21 protein-coding genes are annotated in these 23,636 nt (G+C 64.0%); 15 read left to right on the top strand and 6 right to left on the bottom strand.

All coding sequences use genetic code 11. From position 1 onward, the window contains the following. Positions 1-6: 6 nt before the first annotated feature. The 8 genes from K0B96_RS13420 (at position 7) to K0B96_RS13385 (ending at position 8,863) form a co-directional block, all read left to right on the top strand. Entirely contained in the window at positions 7-519 is a 513-nt protein-coding gene (locus tag K0B96_RS13420; RefSeq protein ID WP_220161398.1) for an NADH-quinone oxidoreductase subunit J family protein, read from the top strand. Next, entirely contained in the window at positions 516-821 is a 306-nt protein-coding gene (gene nuoK / locus K0B96_RS13415; protein WP_220161397.1) for an NADH-quinone oxidoreductase subunit NuoK, read from the top strand. Before K0B96_RS13420 ends, nuoK begins: the two co-directional genes overlap by 4 nt. 164 nt (positions 822-985) lie before the next feature. After that, positions 986-2,872, top strand: coding sequence for an NADH-quinone oxidoreductase subunit 5 family protein (locus K0B96_RS13410; protein ID WP_220161396.1), 1,887 nt, complete (start codon positions 986-988; stop codon positions 2,870-2,872). A 3-nt stretch (positions 2,873-2,875) separates the two neighbouring features. Beyond that, positions 2,876-4,390, top strand: a complete 1,515-nt coding sequence (locus tag K0B96_RS13405; protein ID WP_220161395.1) for a complex I subunit 4 family protein — start codon at positions 2,876-2,878, stop codon at positions 4,388-4,390. Between the two features lie 13 nt (positions 4,391-4,403). Beyond that, positions 4,404-5,924 (top strand): NADH-quinone oxidoreductase subunit N, encoded by a 1,521-nt coding sequence (locus K0B96_RS13400; protein WP_220161394.1) that lies wholly within the window; start codon positions 4,404-4,406, stop codon positions 5,922-5,924. Between the two features lie 148 nt (positions 5,925-6,072). Then, entirely contained in the window at positions 6,073-7,419 is a 1,347-nt protein-coding gene (locus K0B96_RS13395; RefSeq protein WP_220161393.1) for an FAD-dependent thymidylate synthase, read from the top strand. Between the two features lie 64 nt (positions 7,420-7,483). After that, positions 7,484-8,038, top strand: a complete 555-nt coding sequence (locus K0B96_RS13390) for a hypothetical protein (protein ID WP_220161392.1) — start codon at positions 7,484-7,486, stop codon at positions 8,036-8,038. Between the two features lie 9 nt (positions 8,039-8,047). After that, complete coding sequence (locus K0B96_RS13385) at positions 8,048-8,863, top strand: endonuclease/exonuclease/phosphatase family protein (RefSeq protein WP_220161391.1); 816 nt, start codon at positions 8,048-8,050, stop codon at positions 8,861-8,863. 24 nt (positions 8,864-8,887) lie between these two features. Here K0B96_RS13385 and K0B96_RS13380 read toward each other — a convergent pair whose 3' ends face one another. Further along, positions 8,888-10,879, bottom strand: a complete 1,992-nt coding sequence (locus tag K0B96_RS13380; RefSeq protein WP_220161390.1) for a ComEC/Rec2 family competence protein — start codon at positions 10,877-10,879, stop codon at positions 8,888-8,890. Positions 10,880-10,973: 94 nt separating this feature from the next. Between K0B96_RS13380 and K0B96_RS13375 the strand changes: the two genes are divergently transcribed. Next, entirely contained in the window at positions 10,974-12,332 is a 1,359-nt protein-coding gene (locus K0B96_RS13375) for a replication-associated recombination protein A (RefSeq protein WP_220161389.1), read from the top strand. Positions 12,333-12,396: 64 nt separating this feature from the next. Here K0B96_RS13375 and K0B96_RS13370 read toward each other — a convergent pair whose 3' ends face one another. The 3 genes from K0B96_RS13370 to K0B96_RS13360 all read right to left on the bottom strand — a co-directional run bounded on the left by K0B96_RS13370 (position 12,397) and on the right by K0B96_RS13360 (position 15,263). Next, positions 12,397-13,398 carry a sterol desaturase family protein gene (locus K0B96_RS13370; RefSeq protein ID WP_220161388.1) on the bottom strand — a complete coding sequence of 334 codons (1,002 nt, stop codon included), beginning with the start codon at positions 13,396-13,398 and terminating at the stop codon, positions 12,397-12,399. Between the two features lie 156 nt (positions 13,399-13,554). Beyond that, on the bottom strand, positions 13,555-14,370 hold the full coding sequence (locus tag K0B96_RS13365) for a hypothetical protein (protein WP_220161387.1): 816 nt from the start codon (positions 14,368-14,370) through the stop codon (positions 13,555-13,557). Positions 14,371-14,465: 95 nt separating this feature from the next. After that, positions 14,466-15,263 (bottom strand): hypothetical protein, encoded by a 798-nt coding sequence (locus K0B96_RS13360; protein WP_220161386.1) that lies wholly within the window; start codon positions 15,261-15,263, stop codon positions 14,466-14,468. Between the two features lie 152 nt (positions 15,264-15,415). Here K0B96_RS13360 and K0B96_RS13355 point away from each other — a divergent pair, with 152 nt between their 5' ends. From K0B96_RS13355 to ftsY, 6 genes are all read left to right on the top strand, one after another. After that, the gene (locus K0B96_RS13355) at positions 15,416-15,847 is read left to right on the top strand and encodes a hypothetical protein (protein ID WP_220161385.1); all 432 of its coding nucleotides are present in this window, start codon (positions 15,416-15,418) and stop codon (positions 15,845-15,847) included. A 44-nt stretch (positions 15,848-15,891) separates the two neighbouring features. Beyond that, positions 15,892-17,553, top strand: a complete 1,662-nt coding sequence (locus tag K0B96_RS13350; protein WP_220161384.1) for a Na/Pi cotransporter family protein — start codon at positions 15,892-15,894, stop codon at positions 17,551-17,553. 50 nt (positions 17,554-17,603) lie between these two features. Then, complete coding sequence (gene ribB, locus K0B96_RS13345; protein WP_255558670.1) at positions 17,604-18,695, top strand: 3,4-dihydroxy-2-butanone-4-phosphate synthase; 1,092 nt, start codon at positions 17,604-17,606, stop codon at positions 18,693-18,695. Between the two features lie 139 nt (positions 18,696-18,834). Beyond that, entirely contained in the window at positions 18,835-19,308 is a 474-nt protein-coding gene (gene ribH / locus K0B96_RS13340) for a 6,7-dimethyl-8-ribityllumazine synthase (protein WP_220161382.1), read from the top strand. Next, positions 19,305-19,754: a transcription antitermination factor NusB gene (gene nusB / locus K0B96_RS13335; protein WP_220161381.1), complete on the top strand. Its 450-nt coding sequence runs from the start codon at positions 19,305-19,307 to the stop codon at positions 19,752-19,754. Before ribH ends, nusB begins: the two co-directional genes overlap by 4 nt. Positions 19,755-19,831: 77 nt before the next feature. After that, a complete protein-coding gene (gene ftsY, locus K0B96_RS13330) occupies positions 19,832-20,836 on the top strand; it encodes a signal recognition particle-docking protein FtsY (RefSeq protein WP_220161380.1) in 1,005 nt (334 codons plus the stop codon). Positions 20,837-20,859: 23 nt separating this feature from the next. Here the strand turns inward: ftsY and K0B96_RS13325 are convergent, their stop codons facing one another. Both K0B96_RS13325 and K0B96_RS13320 read right to left on the bottom strand, forming a co-directional pair. Next, positions 20,860-21,327 (bottom strand): hypothetical protein, encoded by a 468-nt coding sequence (locus tag K0B96_RS13325; protein ID WP_220161379.1) that lies wholly within the window; start codon positions 21,325-21,327, stop codon positions 20,860-20,862. Positions 21,328-21,489: 162 nt separating this feature from the next. After that, positions 21,490-23,553, bottom strand: a complete 2,064-nt coding sequence (locus K0B96_RS13320) for a TonB-dependent receptor (protein WP_220161378.1) — start codon at positions 23,551-23,553, stop codon at positions 21,490-21,492. Positions 23,554-23,636 lie beyond the last annotated feature (83 nt).

Raw genomic sequence — 23,636 nt, 5'->3', positions numbered from 1 at the left:
AACACCATGTCCGGCTTCATGTTTTATATTCTTTCGGCGCTCACCCTGGTCTGCGCGGTGGGCGTGATCGTCAATCGCAACGCGGTCAACGCCGCGATGTGCCTGCTTTTGAGCCTGGTGGGCGTCGCCGGCTTGTTCGGCTTGTTGCAAGCCTACCTCCTCGCGGTGCTGTTGGTGCTCGTTTACGCCGGCGCGGTGGTGGCGTTGTTTCTCTTTATCGTCATGCTCCTCGACGTGCAGGGCGGCGCGCGCAAGCCCTTCGGGAAAGTCACCGCGATCGCCGCCACCGCCGCCCTCGCGTTGATGGTCGCGGGAGCTTGCACGATTGCGGGCCGCCCGGAAATCACCGACGCGCAGGCTGCCGCAGACGCCATCGGTGCGCCGCTCAAGAATTACGCCTACCAACTGTTCACCACCTACCTGCTTCCCGTGCAGGTCGTGGGCTTTCTGCTGCTCATTGCCATGCTCGGCGTCATTGTGCTGAGCAAACGCTTCGATGGTCTGGAGGATATCAAATGACGATCGGGCTTTACCATTACGTCCTGCTGAGCGGGCTCTTGTTCGCGCTGGGCTTCTTCGGCGTGCTGCTGCGCCGCAACACCCTCGTGATCTACATGTGCCTCGAGTTGATGCTGATCGCATCGACGCTGGCGCTCGTCGCGTTCTCTCGCTTCAACGGCACGATGGACGGCAACGTCTTCGTGTTCTTCATCCTCACCGTCGCCGCGGCGGAAGTGGCCGTCGGACTCGCGATCATTGTCGCTCTCTTCCGGCAGCGCCAGACGGTGCAGGTGCAGGACCTGAACCACTTGAAAAATTGAGACCGAATCCTGTCGCCGAGAACACCGCACTCCGATCCGAGAACACAGTAATTTCAATGATGACTGAGCACTCAACCCGCCGGCCCGACCGATCGTTGCGCGGTTTCCGCGCACTGCGTGGGCCGCGCTTTGTGTGCTCTGCAGCTATTAATTGACCGGTCACTATGACGCCCGTCCAGCTCGCCCTTTTGGTTCTGCTTTTGCCGCTCGCCTCGGCCACCGTGATTGCGCTCTTTCTGCGCCGGTCCGGCGTGGTCGCGTCCGCCATCTCCGTCCTCGCTGCGACCGGTCTGGCCGCCGTATCGCTGCAACTGGTGTTTTCCGGCGCCCGTTTCACCGGATCGATGGAGTGGCTGCACCTCGGCGACTTCGTTTTCCGATTCGGATTCAAGTTCGACGATCTGGCGGCGCTGATGCTCGCGATCGTGGCGATCGTGGGCTGGTGTGTGCACGTTTTCTCGCTCGGCTACATGCGCGACGACGCGGCCCGCGCCCGTTTCTTTGGCGGCTTGTCGATCTTCATGTTTTCGATGGTGGGCATCGTGCTCGCCGATAATTTGTTCATGATTTTCGTGTTCTGGGAGCTGGTGGGTTTCAGCTCCTGGCTGCTCATCAACCACTGGTATGAACGCGCCGCCCCGACAGCGGCTTCGAAGAAGGCGTTTATCGTCAACCGCGTCGGCGACTTCGGTTTTCTGCTCGGCATCATTTGGTGCTACTGGGCGAACGGCACCGTCGACCTTGGCGAACTGGCCGGCCTGCACGCCTCCGGGGGACTCGTCTTTAGCGCGGGCATTCCGCTGCTGCTCTTTTGCGGCGCCCTCGGCAAGTCTGCGCAGATGCCGCTGCACGTCTGGCTCCCCGATGCGATGGAAGGCCCAACGCCGATTTCCGCGCTGATCCACGCGGCCACGATGGTCGCCGCCGGTATCTATATGCTGTGCCGGATCAACATGCTGATGGTGCCAGAAGCGCTCACGGTGATCATGTGGGTCGGCACGATCACGGCGCTCTACGCAGCGTTTTGCGCCATTGCGCAGAACGACATCAAGAAGGTGCTCGCTTACTCCACGCTCTCGCAACTCGGCTACATGGTCGCGGCGTTTGGACTGGGCGGGATCAGCGTCCATGCGGACGGCGGGCACGTCGAACAGATGGCGTTTACCGTCGTTGCCACCGGGGTCGGCGCCGCGATGTTCCATCTCACCACGCACGCCTTCTTCAAGGCGCTGCTCTTTCTTGGCTCCGGCTCGGTCATTCACGGCTGCCATCACGAACAGGACATTTTCAAAATGGGTGGCTTGATGCGGAAGATGCCAGTGACCTTCCTCACGTTTTCGCTCGGCGTGCTGGCGATCATCGGGTTTCCCGGGCTGGCGGGCTTCTTCTCGAAGGACGCGATTCTCTATCTCGCGTTCGCCAACAACAAAGCTGTCTTTGCGATCCTGGCCTTCACGGCGGTCCTCACTGCCTTTTACATGATTCGCATGTGGCGGATCGTCTTTCTGGGCGCGCCGCGCACCGAACACGCCGCGCATGCGCACGAGGGCGGATTTACTTTGACGATTCCGCTCGTTATTCTCGCCGTGCTGGCGGTGGTGGGTGGCTACACGAAATTCTACGGGCATGCCTTCCAGGATGTTTTCGCGCTGATTCCGCACGCGGAAGGCGCCGCGGAGCACACGATTCTCATCACGAGCTTGATCGTGTTGGTGGTGGGAGTGGGGGCCGCCTGGGCGCTCTATAAACCGGCGGCGGAGGACGCGTTGGCGAAGAAGGCGCCCGGTCTGTTCGCGTTGCTCGCGTCGAAGCTGTGGATCGACGAGCTTTACGACTATTACGTCGCCAAGATCCAACAGCGGTTCGCCGAGCTGCTGAACTTCCTCGAACAGATCTTTCTGGCCGGCTTGATCATCCGCGGACTCGCGGGCGTGGTGGGGTTGTTTGGCCTCGGAGCCCGCGCCCTGCATGTCGGCAATCTGCATGCCTACGTTTACTGGTTTCTACTCGGAGCGGTGCTGCTCTGGGCCTATGCCGCGGGAGTGTTTTAATCGATGAGCCATTTGCCGTTCGATCCTTTGCTAGTTGCGATTCTGGCGCCCCTCGCGGTGGCGCTGGTGATCGCGCTCGGCCTGCCCAAGCGCTACGCCGTCAAGCTCGCGTATGTGGGCTTCGGGCTGCCCGCGGTGCTCGCCCTCCACACGTGGTATTGGTTTCCTGCCAATGCCGGCGGCGCCTACGCCTTCGATACGCGTTACTCCACCGGTCTCGAGCGGCTGGGCATTTCACTGCACCTCGGCCTCAACGGCATTGCGATGCCGCTGTTCGCGCTGGCGGGCATCGTGGGTTTTGCGGCGGGGCTTTACGCCATCCAATCACAGGCGGAGCGGCTCAAAACATACCTCGTGCTCTTGCTGGTGATGTTGAGTGGGCTCATGGGCGTTTTCGCCAGCGTGGATATCTTTTTCTTCTATTTCTTCCACGAACTGGCGCTCATTCCCACGTTCATCATGGTCGGGGTGTGGGGCGGGCGGGACCGTCATTATGCGGCGATGAAGATGACGATCTATTTGACGCTCGGTGCGATGCTTTCGCTGATCGGTCTGATCGCCATCTACGTCAAGAGCGGCGCCCACAGCTTTGATTTGATTGAGCTCCGGCAGGCGCTCGCCGCGGCTCCGCTCAATGTGACGCTGCAGAAACACATTTTTGGCGTGTTGATGTTTGGCTTTGGCATCCTCGTCTCCCTGTGGCCGCTCCATACGTGGGCGCCGCTCGGCTACGGGGCGGCTCCCAGTTCCGCGGCCATGCTCCACGCCGGCGTTCTGAAAAAGTTCGGCCTCTACGGTCTTATCCAGATTGCACTGCCGCTGCTGCCGGCGGGCCTCGCCCCGTGGGCGACCACGCTCGCGGTGCTCGCGGGCATCGGCAACATCCTGATCGTCGGGTTCATCACGATGGCGCAACGCGACCTCAAGCAGATGGTCGGTTACAGCTCGGTGATGCACATGGGTTACGCGTTTCTCGGCGTCGCGTGTTTCTCGGTGCTGGGGAGTGGCGGCGTCGTGTTGCTGATGGTGGCGCACGGCCTGTCGGTCGCGCTGTTGTTCCTGTTATCGACGAGCGTTTACCACCGCACCCACACATTCGATATGAGCGAGATGGGTGGTCTCGCGCAAAAGGCGCCGGTGCTCGCCGCGTTCTTTGTCGCGGCGACCTTCGCGAGCATCGGTTTGCCGGGATTCGCCAACTTCTGGGGCGAGTTTACGATCTTCGTCGCGCTGTGGAAATTCTCCGCAGCTTTCACCGCCGTGGCGGTGGCGGGCATCATTATCTCCGCGGTTTACGGCCTGCGCGCCGCGGCCAGTGTGTTCTTCGGCCCGCCGACGGAACCGTTTACCAAAGTCATGGCCGATCACCCGCCGGCTGATCTGCGTTGGAGCGAGAAAATCCCGGCGCTGATCCTGCTCGCGGCGTTGCTGTTCGTCGGTTTCTGGCCGCGGTCGATTTCGACTCCGCTCAACGCCGCGCTTGCGGCTCAACCGGTCGCGCCCGCCGCCACCAAGTAACTTTAGCGCCGTCATGAATCTCGACCTCCTCAAGGCCGCCGCTGACGCGAATCAGTGGTGGGCGATCTTTCCGGAAGTGGCGCTGGGCTGTCTTGCGCTCGTTTTGCTGGTGTTGGAAATCGTGCTGCCGAAAACGCAGCACCGGCTCATCCCCGGCGCCGCCATTATCGGCCAGCTCATCCTGCTCGCCGGCCTGCTCATCAATTTCCACTCGGGCTTCGTGGGCGTGGAAACGTTTGGCGGCCTGCTGCGGCACACGCGCGACGGCCAGTTCCTGCGCGTGTTTTTCCTGCTGACCTCGATCCTCGTCTGCTGGCTCGGCACGGTCGTGCTGCCGCGGCAGAAAATGCCGCGCGTCGAATTCTACCACATCGTGATGGTCGTCTCGGCGGCGATGATGCTGCTGGTGCAGAGCAATCATTTCGTGATGTTGTTCGTGGCGCTGGAGACGATCACGGTCGGCTTCTACATTCTCGTCAGTTATTTCCGCACCAACCCGCTCTCGTTGGAAGCCGGGTTGAAATACCTGATCATGGGTGCGCTCAGTTCGGGCCTGCTGCTTTTCGGCATCGTGCTGCTCTACGGCGTCGCGGGTAACCCGGCGTTGCCCGCCCACACGGCGAACGCGATGCAGTTTGACGCGCTGCGCGACTTTCTCGCGGCGAATCCCGACAATCTCCTGGCGAAGATCGGCATCGTCCTCGTGCTCTCGGGCATTGCTTTCAAGATCGGGGCGTTTCCGTTCCAGATCTGGATTCCGGATGTGTATCAAGGTGCGCCGACGCCCATCACGGCGTTGCTGGCGATCGGCTCGAAAGCCGCGGGCTTCGGCATTTTGCTGGCCCTCGTGCACGTGGCGTTCGCGCCTTACGTTTCGTTTACGGTGCCGGTGCTCTCGGCCATGGCGGTCGCCACGTTGATTTTCGGCAATCTCGCGGCGCTCACGCAGCACAACGTGAAACGCCTCATCGGTCTGTCGGGCGTGGCCCACGCGGGTTTCCTCCTGATGGGCGTGGTGGCCTCGGTCACCGTGCCGCTCGCACTCGGGGCGATCTACTTTTATCTTTTTGTCTACCTGCTCGCGTCCTTCGCCGTGTTCGGGGTGATGGCTCATCTCGCAGGTGCCGACGACACGGATCAGGAACTCGACCATTACAGCGGCCTCGCGAAGGAGAGTCCGCTGCTGGCCGGCGTGCTTGCCGTGGGCCTCGGCTCGCTGGCGGGCATTCCTCCGCTGGCCGGCTTCATGGGCAAGCTCTTCATTTTCGTGAGCGCGTTCCAAGCCGGACTCTACGTGCTGCTGGCAGTCGCCATCGCAAGTGTGGTGGTTTCGATCTACTATTATTTCGGATGGATTAAAGCCGCTTACTTCGACTCATGGCGCGCGCCGTTGCCGGAAGGCGAACCTGATCCCCGGCCCGCGCGCACGCCGGTCGGCCCGCTCGCGGCGGTGCTGCTTGTCCTTCTCGCCCTCGCCACGATCGCGCTCGGCTTTTATCAAGGTCCGCTCGGCAACTGGCTCCTGACGCGGTAAGCGGCATCGCGCGTTGATTCGCTGAGACGCAGTTGCCAGCGATCCGGTGCTTCGGCCCGAGAGCGCGGGTGCCTTGCGCAAAACGTAGGGGTCGCCGAGCGCTTTTGCATCGCGCCGCGCGAGGTGAACCGTTCGTGTTTTCCCGCGCATGAAAGTCACCGGTCTCGCCCTTGTGCCGCCGCCCACCGCGGCGGATTTGCCGAAAGTCACGCCGGAATTGCTGGCCTCCGTGCTCGCGCGTTACTCGCGCAGCAACGAAGGCATCGCCGCCATCTTGGAGAAGGTCGACGTCGCCAATCCCGAGGCCTCGATCGATCGCATCCTCAAATTCGTCGATTATGGGCACGCCTCGATCGGGGGGTTGACGGGCGGACTGGCGATCGCGCTCGACGGAGTGTCGATGTGGCTCGCGTATAAACTCTTCGAAATCGCCCAGATGGCCGACGGGCAGGAGTCGAGCACGCGCTACATCACCATGGATGCGGCCAACGTGCCCACGGCCGATGAGCTCGGCATCCCGGCTGACCTCGCGCCCCGCTGGCACGACGTGCTGACGCGCGCCTTCGCCGCCTATCATGCCGAATATGCGCGGCTCGATGCGCTCGCAACCGCGGAGCCGGACCGCGTGCGGCTGCCGGCTGGCGCCAAACCTGCGGTCGTCGCGCGGCTCCGCAAGAATTACGCGCTCGATCGCGCGCGTTACTTCATCCCGCTCGCCACGCGAACGAATGTCGGCCTCGTGCAGTCGTCGCGCATGTGGGCGCAGACGGTGAAACATCTTGCCTCGCTCCCGCACCCCGAGGCGCAGGCCGCGGCCAACCTGTTGCGGGAAGTGCTCTTGAAACAATCGCCGCGCCTGATGCGGCACAGCGGTCCCGAGGCGTCGTTTCAGCAACAAGCCGCTCAGGAGCTTGCGGCCAGTTGCGCCCTTGGGCTCGACCGACTCTCCGCAGATCCGCTTTACGACGACGTTTGGGTGCAAGTGGACCGGGCGACCCCGCCGTGGTTGCCGGAACGGCAGTCGGTTGCCGGCGCACTGCAGGCGCGCGCGAACCGCTACGCCTATCAGGGCACCGCGACGCGTCGCATGCGCGTGACGTTTGCGTGGAATAACATGGCGCTGGCCGAACTGCGCGATCTCAACCGCCATCGGACCGGACATCGCTATACGCCGCTCATCCAGGCGGGATTCTATCTGCCGCCTGAGATCGACCGCGCAGCGCACACCGACTTGCTCGCAGCGCAAGCGGATCTCACGCGCGCCCTGCTCGAGCGCCGCTCTCCGGCCTATGTTTATTCGTTGCTCCTCGGCGCGCAGACGCCGTTCGAGCATAGCACGCATGCGGACAAGTTTATCTACGAAGCGGAGCTGCGCACGGGAGTCGGCGCTCATTTCCGCTATGCGGACCACCTGAGCGCTGCCTTGCGGGAGTTTTTCAAGCAAGTCCCCGACGCGAAACAGTGGGTTGTCGAGGGCACGGCCGAGCCGGAGTAGATTTGCCCTATAAATTGGGTTTGCCGCCAGGGCGCGGTTGGCGCAACACCTTGGCGCCCCCATCATGCGGTTAGCCAGCTTCACCCCCGCCGTTGTTGCCGTGTTGCTCGGCGGAGCTTTATCGGCGCGCGCGTCGACCGATTTTTCCGCACGCAACGAACGGTTTCAGCCGGGCGGCGGCGTGATGATCACCACTGAAAAGCCGCGCGCCGCCACGCCGGGGAAGATTCTTCATGCGGTGCCTCCCCGTATCGTCCCGGACGTCACGAAGGCGAGTGAAGGCCCCTCATTTCGGCACGTCACAATAACGTCGGCCGCCGGCCCCGTGCGGTGGGATGTGTTTCGCGTTACGGCCGAACCGGCGACGATGAACGCGTGGAATCACCGGAAAACAAACCTGCCGCAGGCCACGCAGGTGACCGAGCCGCGCATCGCCGAGCGTTATCAATCCGGCGTCGCGCAGGCGGTGCCCGTGCACGCACCCGGCCAGCCAAAGATCGAACGGACGCCGAACGTGCCGCTCAACCGCTTCTCCGCCGATTCTGATCACGCTGAAGCGAACTCTCGCACCGTGACGAAACCCGCGGCCGCCCCGGTCGCGGGTGCGGCGCCCCAGTGATTTTTCCGCATGCCGCTCCGCGTTCTCCAGTTTAACATGCAGTTTGGCCAAGGGTGGGATGAGGCGCATCCGGATCAGGCCCCCGTTGATTTGGACGCCACGATCGCCGAAATCCGCCGGCATGAGGCGGACGTCGTTTTTCTGCAGGAAGTGGAGCAAGCCCAAACGGGCGGCCGGCAGGTTGAGCCTCCGCCCAATTACACCCGGCTGTGCGCAGCCCTGCCGGGCTACGACAGTTGCTTTAGCTACCCGCGCGCCGATCCGCGCGAACTGCCGTTCGGCCTCGGACTCGCGATTTTTTCCCGCACGCCGCTGCGCGACACTTTTCGCGAAGACCTGCCGTCGCCCCCGATCTCGTTTGATTTTTTCGGCGAAGCTAAAACGCCCACGGATCGCGTGCTGATCGGTGCTCGCACCGTCGTCGAAGGGCGCGAGATCACGCTGCTCAACACGCACCTGCTGGCGTTCTTCATGCTCAAAACCAGCGGCGCGCGTTACCCGCAGCAGCGCGAACGGGTCGCTGAGCTCCTGCGCGCGCAAAACGGACCGACCCTGCTGGCCGGGGACTTCAACGCGAGCAACCATGCCGCGCTGATCGCGCAGTTTGGCGCGTGCGGATTCTCCACGGCGCAGCAGACCGAAATCACCTGGCGCCGCCGGCCCTACGTGCTCGACCACATTTTCTTCAATGCGGGCCTGCAATGCACGGACTGCCGCGTCGAGCCGACGCCGACCTCCGACCATCACGCCTTGGTCGCCGATTTCATTCTCGCCGAGCAAGGAGCCGAGACCGTGGCGCCAAGTTCCGCGCAGACGGCGGCGTGATTTCGTTCGCGCGCCGCGGTGCGCTCAACCGTTGCGGCGCACGCGCTCTTTTTCGCCGTCGCGCTCTTCCTCCAATCGGGCGCGCTCGCTGACGAGTTGCTGCTGCACTTTTTCCGCCTCGTCCGCTTTCCCGTCGGCGAGCACGTCGTTGAGCTGCTTCTTGAGGAAAATTTCGCGTTCGGCGAGTTTGCCTTTATACAAGCGGTCGATCTCCGCGAGACGCGCTTTTTGCTCAGTCGTCAAGGGCTTGCCCGCGTCGGGGTCCGACTTGGCGAGGCGTTCCATGGCGAGTTCGTAGGCGCTTTTCATGGGTGCAACCTGAACCATTTTGGCCGGACGGCGAACAGGTTTTTTTGGCGCCGGCGCAGGAGGCGGCGCCGGCGGGGCGAACGTGACTCCGAGCGCCAGCGCCAAACCGGCCACGACAAACGGCGGCAACCAACCGCCCCGCCGCCAACGCCAGTCGGTCGCGTAGCCCCAGAGCAGCGCGAGGAGCAGCCCCGCCAACGCCACGTTGCCGATCCATGGCTCCGCAAACGCCGCGGATTGCCACACGCCCGGCGCCTTGACCCAGAGGCGAATCGCCCCATCGAGCAGGGTGAGAAGCGTCAAGGCGGCGTGGTTGAACAACGCGCTCCAGGCGGCCACGCCGAGCAGGCCCGAGACAAGCGAGGCAAAGCCGCCGACGATGATCACCATCGCCGTCGGGATGCACACCAGATTGGCCACCAACGCCCCGGGCGTGAACAGTCCGAAAAACAGCACGCCCGTCACCGTGCTCACCAGTGATGAGGCGACGCCGAACGCGACGATCGTAGCCAGCCAGCGCCAACCCGCGGTGATCGCGCGCTGGGCCTTGGACCACGTCACCTCCGGCAAATGGCGAAAGGGTTGCCAGCTCGCCTGCCAGTGTTCGGCGAGCGGTCGACCGAGCAGCAGCAACGCGGCGAGGATCGCGTAACTCATCTGGAAACTCGCGCTGAAGAGCTGCATCGGCGCGATCAGCAGCACGACGAGCGCCGAGGTGGTGAGCGCCGCGAGACTGTTGTCGGGCAGTCGCAACAGCGCGGCCGCGCGCCACAGTGCGACCATCAGCAACGCCCGCACAGCCGACGGAGCCGCCCCGGTGATGTCGACGTAAAGCGAGAGCGCCACGAGGCACGCCGAAAACGCCACGAGTCGCGGCAGTCGTAACAAGCCGAGCAACAGCTGCAGGCTGAGCGCGATCACGCCGATGTGCAGGCCGCTGATTGCGAACAGGTGCATCGTGCCGCTCTGCATGAAAAGCGCGTCCTGCTCGTCGCTCAGTTCCTGCTTTTCGCCGAGCATCATTGCGCGCAGCACGGCGGTGAGTGCCGGTTGCCGGTCGGCGACGCCGGTGCCGAGGATTTTTTTGAAACGCTCTTCCGCGCGTGCACGGAAACGCGGATACGCGCCGGCGGCACGCACTTCGCGCAGGAGGCGACCACGCGTCAGGCGGAAGTTGAGTCCGGCGTTGGCCAGATAGCCGTCGAAGGTGTTCGCCGGAGGATTGCGCGGGAGCGTTTCGATCACGCCGATGATTTCCACTTCCGCGGAACGGAGCGGGGGCGCCTCGTTTTTGCCGATCGTGAAGCCGCAATACACCCGCTGGCCGGCGAGTTCGCGCAGAGGCTCAGAGGTGGCGGTGACGGTCGCCAACGCGGACACGCGGTTCGGGAATTTCGGCGCGAAGACTCGGTCGATGCGGACAGTGACCGTGGCTTCACGCGGCGGCAGATGGTCCCACGCCGGCAGGCGCGCGCGGTGCAGCGTGTAACTCGCCGCGCCGGCGAAAAACAGCGTGACCATCAACGCCACGCTCCATCCGCGGTCTCCGCGCCGCAACGCCACGAGAGCGAGCACCGTGCCCGTCGCCGCACCGGCGAAAAGCCACGGCAAGGGCGCAAGGTCGCGGGCCTTTTCGACCGCGAGGCCGGCGGCGAAAGGCAAAACGAGCCAAAGCAGCGGCGCGCGCTGTCCGAGACTCTGGGGCATGCCGCCCATTACAAACGACTAACGACGGCGACTGAACACTATTCTGTCCGGGCTTTTACTTCGGCGGATTTCGTGTGCATTACTAGGGCCAGACATGCCTTCGGCCGATCAACCTGATTTCTTTGGCGCCGAGCCGCTGCGCGACGATCTCGCGGCGCGCGAAGCGCCGCCGCCGCCCGCCACGGCGCCGCTCGCCGCGCGGATGCGGCCGCGGCGGTTGAGCGAAGTGGTGGGCCAGGATCATATTTTGCGGGCCGGGAGTTTGCTGCCGCGGCTGGTCGCGCAAAATCGTTTCGGTTCGCTGATTTTCTACGGTCCGCCGGGCTGCGGGAAGACGAGTATCGCGGAGGCCATCGCCCACGAGACCGGCAGCCGGTTCGTGCGGATCAACGCCGTGATGTCCAACGTCGCCGAGTTGCGCCAGATTCTAGCGACGGCGCGGATGCGACCGGAAGCGGCGACGATCCTCTTCATCGATGAGCTGCACCGCTTCAATAAATCGCAGCAGGATCTGCTGTTGCCCGATGTCGAGGCGGGCACGGTGCGGTTGATCGGCGCGACGACGCACAATCCCGGTTTCTACGTCAATCCGCCGCTGCTCTCGCGCAGCCATTTGTTTCGTCTTGAGCCGCTCAGCCCGGCGGCGATTGCGGGGGTGCTGGCGCGGGCCTTGGCGGATGTGCCGCGCGGCCTCGGTGCGCGCGGCGTCACGGCGGACGAGAAGTTGCTCAACCAACTCGCGGTGTTGTGTGATGGCGATCTGCGGCGCGCCCTCAACGCGCTCGAAGTGATCGTGCTCGGTCTGGCGGAAAACACTGCGCTGACGGCGGCCGATCTCGAAGTGTTCGCGCGGGAGCGGCGCATCCGCTACGACGCCGACGAAGACGAGCACTACGACACGATCTCGGCGTTCATCAAGAGCTGCCGTGGCAGCGATCCGGATGCGGCGATGTATTGGCTGGCAAAGATGCTGGCGGGAGGCGAGGACCCGCGCTTCATCGCGCGGCGCCTCGTGATTCTGGCGAGCGAGGACGTGGGGCTCGCCGATCCGCAGGCGTTGCCGCTCACGGTCGCCGCGCATCACGCCTGCGATTTCATCGGGTTGCCGGAAGCCGAGCTGACGCTGGCCCACGCCACGCTCTACATCGCGACGGCGCCGAAGAGCAATTCGGCGACGCTGGCGCTGGCGGAAGCGCACCGGGTGTTAAAAGAGCAGCCGGTGCAGACGATCCCGGCGGCGTTGCGGAGCAAAACCGGCGAGGCGAACAAGCGGGCCGGGCAGGGCGTCGGCTACAACTATTCGCACGATTTTCCGGAAAATATTTCCGGGGATGATTATCTGGAGAAACCGGTGGCGATTTACTCGCCGAAGCCGGTCGGTTGGGAGGCGAAAATCGCCGACCGACTCGCGCGTTGGCGGGATTTGAAGGCAGAGCGCAAGCGCCAGCCGTAGCCGCGGCGTTCAACGGTTGTCCGCCGATGAGCGGGCGGAGGAGCGGCCGGCCGAACGGCGCACGTTAACGGTGTTCGCCGGGAAGTTTCGCGCCTTCGCCGGTGGGCAGGCCATCGCGGAACGTCCCGAACCAGCGGTCGAGCGGGATGGTGCTTTCGCCATAATTACACTCGAAGTAGCGGTGGTGCAGGTAGTGAAAATACGAACCGGTGGGCACCTTCTCGTGCACGATCGGGCCTTCGTAGCCGTGGTGACCGTTGGCGGGCGCGAGCGCGGCGTGCTGAAGATCGAAGAGGAAGTGAAGCGGATGCGAGGGCACGATCCAGTGGATGCAGCAGACGCTAAGATAGAGGATCGTCTCCACCGGATGCATGGCCATGCCGGACCAGGCGTTGGGATTGCTGTTTTTGTGGTGCAGGTAATGCACGCGTTTGTAGAGCGGCTTCCAGTGGATGAGGCGGTGTACCCAGTAAAAGTGAAACTCGCGCCAGAAGGGGATCACGAGGAACCACGCGACAAACCCCACCGGGTGGCGCGCCCATTCCAGCCACGGGATGTGGCCGTTGGCGTAGAGCCACATCGTGAGCACCTCGTAGCCCGTCCAGATGAGCCCGGCGACGCCGGCGGTCCAGAAAACGTTGTCGTAAATTTGATCGCGAAACAGGAAGAGCCGGCTGTTTTTTGCCGGCCAATGGGCGTCGTATTTTTTGTTCAACCCCTCGCCCTTGCGAATGTAGAGCCAGTAGTGAAACGCGCCGTAGTAGAGCCACATCATGATCTGGTTGCGCAGCCAGATTTGGGCAATCCAGCCGAATTCGAAGTGGAGGCAGCGGGTGAGTGCCGGCTGGGTGAAATACCACGACGCGGTGGAGATCAGCAGCAGCGAGAGATTGACCGGCCAGAGGAAGCCGGGCCAGCCGAAGAGCCATTTGAGCAAGGGCGCGGCGCGCATCGGCCACGCGAAAACCGGGGCGTAGCGGATGGGGTAGGACGGACGCCATTCGCCGCGGGCGTTGCGACCATCAGTAGCGGGGGATGCGTTCCCGGGGAGAGGAGGGGTGGCCATCGGCGGAAAAAATGAACACGCGAACGTCAGACGCAATCGCGATGGGCGGGGCCGGGAAAAATTTGCCGTCGCGGCGACGTGATCGCTCGAGAGAGGGAATTGGCCGCGGTGTTGAACGGGAGAATCGCGGCGGCGCGCTCCGCTTCGTCGCCTCGCCTAGGCGCTGCTCCGCTCCGGGTGGCGACGGGCGCGTTTGGCGCTGTGGTGGCGGTGACGGAGCGCGGCCGCGAGCGAGAGGGCGCCCAGCAGCAGGGCGCAGGTCGTTGGCTCGGGGATGGGCGTGCCAACGAGATTTGCGATGTCGTTGTAATAGTAACCAACGGCGGCGGAGGCGGTGAAGCTCGTGCCGTTGTCGGTGCCGATGGCGCTCAACACGCCGCAGAGCAACCAAGACGAGGGCCCGGTCTGGTAAAAGATGGCGCCACCCGAATCGCCACTCTGGCCCTGACCTTCGCCGGCGACCTCGCTGGCCGTGGTGATCAAACCGAGGGTCGTAGGGCCGTCGGCCACGAGATTATAGAACGCATATTGCTCCACCGTATTGGTCGCCCATGCCTTGGTGCCGCCGCCATCGCCGATCATGACGATGGGTTGGCCGATCGACGGCGTGCTGGCGGAGAAGGTGAGAGTCGGGAGGTCGGGCGCCCCCGCGCTGGAGACATCGAGGCGATAGAGGAGCAGGTCGCTCGTGCCGATGCGTTGGGCAGAGCCGGCGACGGACGCATACGCGGTGCCGTTCAACACAATGCCGGCTGAGCCGACGTGATTGGCGGTGATCACCCAATTGCCAGTGTCGAACGCCCCGAGGTAAATGCCGGTGTCACCGACGTTGGCCCACGGGAGGCCGTAGCCTGGATCGGTAATATGACCGGCGGAGCCGCCGTAAATGATCAACGCCTGCGCCGCGGGCAGAGGGAGCAGTGCGGCCACGACCAAAAGCAACACGCGCACGGGGAAGCGGGCGTTTTTCATCGGTATTTATTGCGATGCGGCGAAAGGCAAACGGCCGCGCGCAAAAGTGGACGCGCTGCGGACGCGGCGATCGCTCACGGCGCGCCGTTTTCCGATCACGGAATACCGCGGCCTTCGGTCAGACGGCCATCGGTGAAAAGGATGGTCATTTTGATGAAACGACTGCTCCAGTAAACCCAGCGGTCGCCGTCGGTCGAAGGAGTTTCATGCGCGGGCGGATAGCCGCGCGTCATGAGGACCAGTTCCTTGGTCATGCCCTTGTGCAGCTCGCCCTCACGGACGGCTTTCGCGACTTCGGGCGGCAGTTTGTCCAGAGGCGTCGACTCCGCAGCGAGCATCAAGCGGGCGAATTCGGGCAGCGATTTCTTCGTATATTTCTCTTTGTTCTTCACGGAAATCCGGCGGCCGGAATCGTTGAGTTTGAGGCGCATCTCATCGCCCGACATATCGATCAGGGTGACAGCTGTATTGATCGGCACGAGGCCGCCGCGGGTGTAGTTGGTCGTGTTATATTCACCGTCTTCTTCGTGAAACGTGAATCGCGTGTAATAGGTCTGGCCTGCGACCGGGTTGACGAATGGCGGGGCGATCGTTGGCATCGGATCGAAGAACACGGAGGGCTTGCTCGGCGCTGCGGCTGCCGGCGCGCTCGAGGTTTCGCCGTCGGGCGAAAGCATCTTGCGGATGACCGCTTCGGAAATGCCGGCGGACTTCAACGCGATCAGCGCGTCGGGGCTGGTGTCGAAGTGCGCCGTGTCGGGTTTGATGGCGACGAGGATAGTGTCGTCCGACAGGCCGGCTTGGTGCATTTTGACGACGTCGTCATTGGTCAAAGCGTGCGCCGCGAACGGCAACGCGAGGGCAAGGAGGATGAGCAATCGGCAGGAGCGCATGGGGAGTGAGGTTGGGTTCTGAACGTTGCCGGCGGAGTGTTAAGATTTATTGCAGGCACACAATCTCAACATGCGGCGCGCAGGTGGCGGATTGAGAGAGCGGAGGGCGGGTTGCGGCTTGCCGCGAGGGGCGCAGGACTTAGCGTGGAGGCATGAATTTTCCTGTCGTAAAACAGGTGTTGAGTTGGATTGCGATGGGCGGGTTGTTCGCCTCGTTGCTGGTCGCGGCGCCGGTGAAGCCGGGCGTGAAGGCCGAAGCGCCACCGATCCCCGGCACGGTCGTCGCGCGGGGCGACGCGGGATTCCTGTCGTTGATGATCGAGGGGGGGAATTTCGTGATGCGTTTTTACGATGCGCAGCGGTTGCCCGTGGCGCCGGATGTCGGCAGCGCGGTGTTGCGGTGGAGCGTGCGTTACCAGCCCAACGATGAGCGGACGCTCCTCACGCCGAATGCGGACAACACGGCGTTGACCTCGGAGAAAACCATCCGGCCGCCGCATACGTTCAAACTCTTTGTCTCGCTGCTGGCCCCCGAAGGGGCCGCGCCGATCGACGAGCACTACGTGGTTGATTTTCGAGACTGAGCAGCGGCGGCGCGCCTCGGCGGGCCGCGCTCATTAAGGCGACCATGGTGTTGTTGAACATAGCCGGGAGCGTTGCGCTCATCCTGTTCGGAATTCGTTTCCTGCGCAAGGGGCTGGATCGCCTGCTCGGACACCGCCTGCATTCGTGGTTGGAGCGGATGAGCCGGCGGCGCTGGACGGCGGCGCTGGCGGGCGGGGTGTTCGGCACCGTGGCGCCGTCGTCGACCGCGCAGACGTTGCTCACGTTGCAATTGCTCAACGCGGGGCGTCTCGCGCCGCAGAGCATGCTGGCTTTTTTGCTGGGCGCGAATGTCGGCATCACGGTAACGGTGCAGTTGATCGCATTTCGCTTTTTCGATTACCACGCGATCTTCATCATCGCGGGCCTGATCGGCTATCAGTATTTGAAAAACGAAACGGTGCGCGGCATCGGCCAGGCGCTGATGGGCCTCGGATTCATCTTCCTCGCGATGTCGCTGGCGAGTGAGGCGACGCGCCAGCTCGGGGGCAACGCGGACTTCAACACGATCATCGGCATCCTGCAAAACTACCCCTTGATCCTTGTGTGCTTCGCGGCGGTGCTGACGTTCGCGACGCAGAGTTCGACGGCGGGCATCGGTCTCGCCCTCGCGGCGGCGGAGGGCGGCGATCTGACGTTGCGGTTGATGCTGCCGGTGGTGCTGGGGGCGAATCTGGGTTTGGGCATCACGTCGCTCATCGTGGGCATGCGCACGTGGGAGGGACGGCGCTTGGGGCTCGCGAATCTCGTTTTGAAAGGCGCGGCGGTGATCGTGGGCTTGGCGCTGTTGGGGACGTTTGAACGCGTCATGGGCGGCACGCCGGGGTCGTTGTTGCGCCAGACGGCGGATTTTCACACGGCATTCAATGTGGTGGTGCTGCTCGTGGGGATGGCGCTCGCCGGGCCGTTGGCGAGGCTGATGCAGCGCACCGTGAAGCCGGCCGAGAGCAGCGCGCTGGCCATGCCGTCAGTGGCGACCCACCTCGAGGCGAGCGCGCTGGCGAGTCCGGTGTTCGCGCTGGCGAACGCGTCGCGAGAAACGTTGCGGTTGGCCGACGAGGTCAAAGCGATGCTGGAAGGGTGCTGGCGGGCGATTCAGACCGGCGATGTGGAATTGGCGCGTCATGTGCGCCAGCACGACGATCGCGTCGATGAGTTGAACAGCGCGATCAAACAATACCTCAGCCAGATCGCACCCGATGCGATGACGCCGCGGGATGAACAGTTGCGGTTCGGGCTGCTCAATTTCTCCAGTCAGCTCGAATCGATCGCCGACATCATCGACAAGCAAATGTGCAGTCACGCCGAACGCCGGCGGGCGGGCGGATTGACGTTTTCGATGGAGGATGAGGGGGTGTTGACGGAGCTGCACGCACGGGTGACGCGGCGCATGGATGTGGCGATCTCCGTCCTCGCCACGCGCGACCGCGGGCTGGCGCGGAAATTTCTGGAAGAGGGCGACGCGTTGAAGGAGTGGTGCATCGAAGTGCAGAAGGCGCACTATGCGCGCCTGAGCACCGCGAGCGGAGCCATGGCCTCGAGCACGCATTTCCTGGACCTGGTGAACTCGTTGCGACGCATCAGCGGCCAATTGAACACGATCGGCCATACCTTCGCGATGACGCGGCCAACGCCGGCCGCGCCCGAAGGCGCTCCGGCGGCCGCTGGTGAGGCGCGGGGCGATTGACAGCGGCGGATGCCGTCGTGAGCCTGCACCCCTGCGCCAATATGCGTCCCGTGGACCAGACTCCTTTCGACTCAGTGGAAGCCGCCGTCCAGGATATTGCGGACGGCAAACTCGTGATCGTGACCGATGACGAGGCGCGCGAAAACGAGGGTGATCTCATCATGGCGGCGGCGAAGGCGACGCCGGCGACCGTGAACATGATGATCCGCTACTGCAGCGGAATCGTGTGCGTGCCGACGGTAGAGCCGCAATTGCGGCGCCTGGGGCTTGGGCCGATGGTGCAGCAGAATCGCGAGGTGCAGCGGACGGATTTCACGGTGAGCGTGGATGCCGCGGAAGGCATCACGACGGGGATCAGCGCCTTCGACCGCACGCAGACAATCAAGCTGCTCGCGGATCCGGCGGCGCGGCCGGAGCAGCTCGTGCAGCCGGGGCACGTGTTTCCGTTGCGGGCGCGGCCGGGCGGCGTGTTGCAACGCGCGGGGCACACGGAGGCGGCGGTCGATCTGGCGATTCTCGCGGGGCTGCATCCCAGCGGCGTGTTGTGCGAACTGGTGAACGACGATGGCACGGTGCAACGGCTGCCGGAGCTGATCGCGTTCAAGGAGAAGTTCGGCCTGCGAATGATCTCGATTGCACAATTGATCGAACACCGCGCCAAGCGGGACCATTTGGTTGAGCGAGTCTGCGCGCAGCCGTTTGCGTCGGAGTTTGGCGATTTCACGCTGCACGTTTTCCGCAGCCTGATCGACCAGCGGCACCACTTGGCGTTGACGATCGGAACACTCGGACCGGAGCCGACGCTGGTGCGTGTGCAGAGCGAGAACCTGTTGGGCGATGTTTTCCAGATGCGCGGTCTCGACAGTTACAAGGCATTGCGCGGCTCGTTGGAAACGGTGGCGCGGGCGGGGCGCGGGGTGGTGCTGTATATGGAGCAAGCCGACGGCGGCGCGGAGCTGGTGAAGCGGCTGGCGATGCGCCCGGAGGAGATACCGCCGATGGATTTTCGCGATTACGGCATCGGGGCGCAGATTTTGGTGGCGCTGGGTTTGCGGAAGATCCGCCTGCTCTCGCACAACAACCGCAAAGTCGTTGGCCTCGACGGCTACGGCCTCGAAATTGTCGAGCAGGTGACGTGGTGAGCAGGTGTTAGCCGTGGCGATGAGCGGGCAACCTATATTGCAACGCGGAGCCTGCGGGGCGCGGGCGGATTTAGGTCGGGCGCGGGGCGGGCGGTTTTAGGTTGCCGCAGGCGCGTTTGGGCCTCGGCATAGCGGGTTCATGAGTCTCGCAGCTCCCAGTGCAACGGCGATCGATGGCTCCGCGTTTCGCGTCGGCCTGGTGGCGGCGCGCTACAACGAGTCGTTGGTGGATGCCTTGCTGGAACGCACGATGAAGGGTTTGCTGGGCGCCGGCGTGAAGGAAACCGCGCTCATCCTGGTGCGCGTGCCGGGTTCGCACGAGGTGCCGTGGGCGGCCAACGAACTGGCGCGGCGGGGGCGGCCTGATGTGGTGATCGCGCTGGGCGTGTTGATCGGCGGCGATACCTCGCACCATGAGATGGTCGGCGCGAGCGTGTCGGCGGCGTTGCAACAGGTGGCGGTGGAGACGCGGGTGCCCGTGATCAATGGCGTAATCGTGACCAATACGCGGCCGCAGGCGGTCGCGCGTTGCCGCGGAAAGATCAACCGCGGCGGAGAATTTGCGACGGCCGCGCTTGAGATGGCGGCGTTGCGCAGGAGATTGTCCCGATGAGCAAAATCCAGTTCGCCCAGCGACGCGACGGCCGGGTGGCTGCGCTCCAATACCTTTATGCGTGGAGCCTTAACCGGCCGGCCAATCTGCTCGAGGATTTGCGGGAGTTTTTCGAACATCTCGACCAACCGCGCGAGCACTACGCGTTTGGCGAGGAGTTGATTCATGGCGTGCTGGAACACATCGACGACATCGATGGCCGCATTCGCACGCTGGCCCACAACTGGGAATTTGAGCGCATCGCCAAAATCGACCTCGGCATCATGCGCGTGGCGATTTTCGAGATGATTTATCGGAAGGATATTCCGCCGGTCGTTTCGATCAACGAAGCGATCGATCTGTCGAAAGAGTTTTCCAACGCCGACTCGAAGCGCTTCATCAACGGCATTCTCGACCGGTTGAAGGATCAGCTCGGGCGCGATGCGCGCAAGGTGACGACCGAGTGAGGGGTGGCGCGTGACGGGTGGTGAGCCGGAACACCGGCTCGCTTGTCACCTGGCACGCCTGGGGCATCACTTTTCCCATGTTCGGCCTGTTTAAAAAATTCAAAGAAGGTTTCTCGAAAACCGTTTCGAGCATCGCGGCGAAAACGCGCGGGTTGTTTGGCGGACGCAAGATCGACGCGGCATCGCTCGGGGAACTCGAAGAGGCGCTCTACACGGCTGATTTTGGCGTGGAGACGACGACGGAAATTCTCGCCGAGATCAAAAAGGCTTACGGGAAGGACAAGGATCTTCAGGGGCGGCAGGCGGCGGAAATTGGTGCGGCGGTGTTGCGGCGCGTGCTGGCGGGGAGTGAGGGGACGCTGGAGGGGGCCGCGTTGCGGGGTGAGGGCACCCCGTCTACACTAAACGCGTTGCGGGGTGAAAGGAGCGCGCCTGAATTAGCGGATGGAGCGGCGGAGAAAAAACCGATCGTCATCGCGATGATCGGCGTGAATGGCTCCGGCAAAACCACGACGGCGGCGAAGCTCGGGTGGAAGCTCAAGCAGGACGGGCGCACGGTGACGCTGGCGGCGTGCGATACGTTTCGCGCGGCCGCCGTGGAGCAACTGAAGAGTTGGGCCCAGCGTCTGGATTTGGAGATTGTCGCGAGTCACACCGGGGCGGACTCCGCCGCGGTGGCGTTTGACGGCTGGCAGGCGGCGAAGGCGCGCGAACGCGACTATCTCATCATCGACACGGCGGGGCGGTTGCACACGAAGAGCAACCTGATGGAGGAACTGGCGAAAATCCGGCGTGTGTTGCAAAAACACGATCCGTCAGCGCCGCAGCATCGCTGGCTCGTGGTCGATGGCTCGCTGGGCAGCAACTCGATCGAGCAGGCGAAGGTGTTTCACCAGCATTTCGGGTTGACCGGTCTCGTGGTGACGAAGCTCGATGGCACGAGTCGCGGCGGAGCGCTCGTGGGTATTTACCGGCAGCTCAAGGTGCCGATTTATTTTCTGGGCCTCGGCGAGCAGCCGGAGGATTTGCAGCCGTTCTCGATCGAAAATTACGCGAAGGCGGTTTTCGGCCTGGATAGCTGAACCGGTTCAGCGGCGGCCGCGGTTCAAATTGGCCAGCTCGCAATCACCAAGCCGACGACGAGGCCGAAGACGCAGTGACCGATGCAGTGCAGCACGCCGACGGCCAGGCTCGCGCGTTGAAACTCCTGCAAGGGGTGTTGGTCCGAGACAACCCACACCAGGGCGATGGCCACCGCCGAGCCGTGCAATGCACCGATAAAAAGGCCGGCGATCGGTGCGGCGGGAAAGTGGATGAAACCGATTCTCGCGAAGCCCAACAGATAGAGAAATGCGAAGACGACACCGACGACCAGGTGCACGAGCGCGCCGACGGCGAAGCTGTTTTCCCGGCGCTTGGTGATCATGCTGCCGACGGCGGCGACCATGTCGCCATGCGCCCAGTTGCGCACATTGAGCAGGCGCATGACGATATACATGGCGATGGCACCGACGACGCCGGCGACGAGCGACACGAGGAGGTAAGTGGAGACGGGGATCGAAACGGGGGGCATGGCTCAACGGTGCATCGCGCGCACGCCCAACACTGACCAGAGGTTTCGGCGTCGGTTCATCGCGAGGCGCCATTGTCGCCACGTGTCCTGCGAGCGCCCGCCGTCGTTGATCGGCGGCGCCGGGATGTCCGCCGCCGATCAAGGGTCGGGTTCATCGCGGGCTCAGAAGCTTGTGCGCACGCCAAGGGTGAGGCTGCGGCCGGGCAGCGGCGCGAGATCTTTGAGAAACGAGGTCGAGACGCGCACCTCCGCATTCGCGAGGTTGTCGGCGCGGAGAAAAAACGCGTAGGTGCAGCGGCCGACGGGAAGCGTGTAGGCGAGATTCGCGTTGAGGAGCGTAGCGGCGGCGGTCGGCGTCTCGCCGGGGCTGACGCGATTTTGGCGGAGGTTGTGGCGGATCTCGGCGCTCGCGTCCCAGTGTTCGTCGCCCAGATCGAAACGCACGCCATAGCGCAGCGGAGGGAGGCGGGGCAGAGGGGTATCGGCGGTGGTTTGCTGGGCGTGCACGTAGTCGCCGAGGAGCGTGGTGTGGAAACGCCGGCCAGGGCGGTCGACGAGGTGGAAAGTCAGCTCCGCCTCACCGCCGTAAAACAACGCATCGGCCGCGACGAATTGGTAGGGCGTGAGCGCGTCGGGATTGTTGACGGCGGGAATCGCGTTGGAGGCCAGCGGTTCTTCGTAAACGTAGTCGCGGAACCGGTTCACGAAAGCGCCGAGGCTGCCAGTGACGAAGCCGGCGCGTTTGCGGACGCTGAGATCGGCACCGAGCGAGCGCTCCACGCCGAGCGTGGACGTGCCGACCTCGTAGGCGGCGGTGCCGCCGTGCGGGCCGTTGGAAAACAATTCCTGCACGGTGGGCAGGCGTTCGGAATAGGCGAGCGAGAGGCCGACCGAATAGTTTTCGGCCGGGTAAACGACGACGCCGGAGGAGGCGCTGACGCCGCCGAGGGATTTTTTTTCGCCGCTTGTGGCGGTGTAACCGGGAGGCGACGGGAGGCCGGGCGCGACCTCGCCGAGCGTGATGGACTGGCGTTCGTAACGAGCCCCGAGCTGCAGGGTGAGGCGGGGGCGTTTCCACTCTTCGAGAGCGAAGAGGGCCGCCGTCCCGGTGCGCGAGGGCGGGGTGACCACCTCTTCACCGGTGGCGGAGAAATCGCTGAACGAACTCTGCACGCCGACGGTGCCGGAGAAATCGCCGAGGGCAACGTGCGGGAGTTCGAGGCGGCCTTCCCATGCGCGGTTGTGGAACGTGGTGCCGATGTCGCTGCCGTCGAGTTCGCTGTGGCGATAACGCGCATAACCAAAGCGGGCGGTGGCGCTGCGGAAAATGCCGAAAGGTTCGGTGATCTCGCCGTCGAGATCGAAGCGGGTTTGCTTGAGATTAATGCTGACAGGCGGGTCTTCGCCGGTGGGCACACCGTAGATCGTTTGATATTGGGTGAGCGCGGCGCCGAGGTGGCCGGCACTCCAGAAGGCGGTGCCCCCGACGGAACCACTTTGCGTGTCGGTGGCGGAATTCGGCAACGTGCCGGTGGGCTGATCGGGGGGCGCGGCGGCATCGATCCGGGCGACGCCCGGGATCGCCACGTCGCCGGTGCGGCGGCGCAGAGCGTTGACGTGCAGCGCGAAGGTGGCGGTGCCAGACTCGATGCTGGCGAGCGCGGCGCGTTCATCGGCGGCACCGAGGCCGCGGACCTCGAACGCGCCGTGCGCCGTGCCATCACCGGCGACGGAAGGGATCGCGTTGTCGATCACGTTGACCACGCCGCCGACCGCGGAGCTGCCGTAGAGGAGAGTGGACGGGCCGCGCAACACCTCGATGCGTGAGGCGAAGAGCGGTTCGAGCGCGGTCGTGTGATCGGGGCTGACGTTGGACGCATCGAGCGAGCCGACGCCGTTGGCGAGAACGCGGATGCGATCGCCGCCGAGGCCGCGGATCACAGGCCGGCTGGCGCCCGGGCCGAAATATGTCGAGGTGACGCCGGGCGTGGCGGAGAGCGTTTCGCCGAGTGAGGGCTGGGTGCGCCGCGCCAGCTCGGCGCCGGTGAGGATGGAGGTGCCTTGCGCGAGATCGAAGGCGGTCTGGCCATTGCCGCCGGCCGTCACGACGAAGGCATCGAGATGGACGGTGTCGTCGTTGGGCGGAGCCGGCGGAGGCGTGGACTGGGCGCGCAGGAGCGCGGTGGAAGTGAGAACGAAAAAAAGGAGGCGAAAATTTTTAGGCATGTTGAATCCATGAGCGAACGGGTGGTGAGCGCGCAGCGCCGCCAACTCGGGGGAAAGCGCGCGCGCGAAGCTCGTTTCCGCGC

Source organism: Horticoccus luteus (assembly GCF_019464535.1).
In the GTDB taxonomy this organism is placed as follows: Bacteria; Verrucomicrobiota; Verrucomicrobiia; order Opitutales; family Opitutaceae; genus Horticoccus; species Horticoccus luteus.
The sequence above is the reverse complement of the archived record's forward strand: the minus strand, read 5'-3'. Positions and strand labels throughout refer to the sequence as shown.